The sequence below is a fragment of the Actinomadura formosensis NBRC 14204 genome (genome assembly GCF_001552155.1).
Lineage (GTDB): Bacteria > Actinomycetota > Actinomycetes > Streptosporangiales > Streptosporangiaceae > Spirillospora > Spirillospora formosensis.
The window spans coordinates 1-1,735 of the sequence record NZ_BCQQ01000271.1 but is presented as its reverse complement, the minus strand read 5'-3'; the positions used below and the strand labels follow the sequence as shown (position 1 = coordinate 1,735).

Genomic DNA, 1,735 nt, shown 5'->3' with positions numbered 1-1,735 from the left:
TCGATGTCGCCTGCAAGGATCTCCTGACCCGCTCCAGCGACATGGTGCTCTGCGGCGGCGCCGATCTGCGGCCGGGGCCGGGCGGGCACCGCCCCGGCGGCACCGTGCCCGGCGAGGGCGTGGCGTGCGTCGTCCTCAGGCGACTCGCGGACGCCGAACGCGACGGCGACCGGATCTACGCGATCGTCACCTCGGTCGCCGGAGGGCGGCGGCTCACAATGGAGCGCGCCCACGAGCGCGCGGGGATCCGGGCGCCGTCGATCGGCCTTGTGGAGGCGGACCGGCCCGAGCCGGCGGCCCCGGACGGTGCCGCGCCCGGATCGGTCACCTCGCAGATCGGGCACACCGGATGCGCCGCCGGGATCGCCGGGCTCATCAAGACCGCGTACGCGCTGCACACGGGCGTGCTTCCGGGGCCGCCGCACCCCTCCCGCCCGTGGGTCGTCCGTCCGGGCGAGCGGCTCGCCGGGGTGAGCGAGTACGGATCCGGTGACGCGCACTTCCACGCCGTCCTCTCCGGCTACGGGGGCGGTCCTGAACCGGTGTCCGGGCTCGCCGCGTGGCCCGCCGAGCTGTTCCTGATCCGGGGGGACGGCCGGGCCGCCGCGCACGCCGAGATCGGCCGGCTGTCGCGCCTGCTCAAGGGCGATCCCCGGCTACGCGACCTCGCCCGGACCGCGGCCTCGTCCGAAGGGCCGGTCCAGGTGGCGTTCGTGGCCGCGGGACTGGACGATCTCCGCGCGAAGCTCGCCCTCGCCGCGCAGGCCCGTCCGGCGCCGGGGGTGTTCGCCGCGTCCGGCGGGCCGGGCAAGGTCGCGTTCCTCTTCCCGGGTGAGGACGGGAGCCCCGGCATGTTCACCGACCTCTTCGTCGCCTTCCCGCGCCTCCAGCGCCTGCTGCGGCTGGCCGGCGGGCGATACCCCGAGGGGACGCTCCCGCCGCCCGCCGCCGGGCTCGCCGTCCACCGCCTGCTCACCGCCGTCGGCGTCCACCCGGACCTCGCCGCCGGACACGGCCCCGGCGAACTCGCCGCGCTCTGCGCCGCCGGCGTCATCGACGACACCGCCATGATCGAGATCAGCGCCGGCCGCGCCGGGCTGCGCTCCGGCGACCTGCGGTCGCCCGCCTTCCCCGTCTGGGCGAACACGGCGGCCGGCCCGTACGAGACCGAGCCGTCCGACCTCGCCGGGCAGCCCGGCGCGCCCGTCCGGTTCGCGGAGCAGATCGAGGCGATGTACGCGGCGGGCGCCCGGACCTTCGTGGAGACGGGCCCGGGAGGCGTCCTGACCGGCCTGGTCGGGACGGTCCTCGGTGACCGCCCGCACACCGCCGTGAGCTGCGCCGCCCCCGGTGAGAACACGCTGGTGACGCTCCTGCACGCGCTCGCCGCGCTGGCCGCCGCCGGTGCCGGTGTGGACCCGCTGCCCCTCTTCGGGGGGCGCGGCGCCCAGCCGCTCTCCGACGTCCCGGCCCGGCCCCGCCTGCTCGTCAGCGGCCGTTCCGTCCGGAGCGCCGCCGGCGGACGCCCGGCCGCCGCGTCCGGCACGCCGGCGACGGGCCGTCCGGCGGAGGCCGCCGTGCTGGAGTACCTGCGGACGAGCCGGGAGTTGATCGCCGCGCAGCGCGATGCCGTCCTGCGGCACCTGGCCGCGCCGGCCGCGGCGCGGGCCGGCGCGCACGTGCGGACCGCGGCCCTGTCCGGGAGCCCCGCGTCCCCGGCCCCCCGGGACCGAAC

Annotated in this window: 1 pseudogene; it reads left to right on the top strand. The window is 78.3% G+C overall.

Annotation, left to right across the window (positions count from 1 at the left end):
* Nucleotides 1–1,735: pseudogene (locus AF1_RS32435) on the top strand (hypothetical protein); the annotation flags it as partial.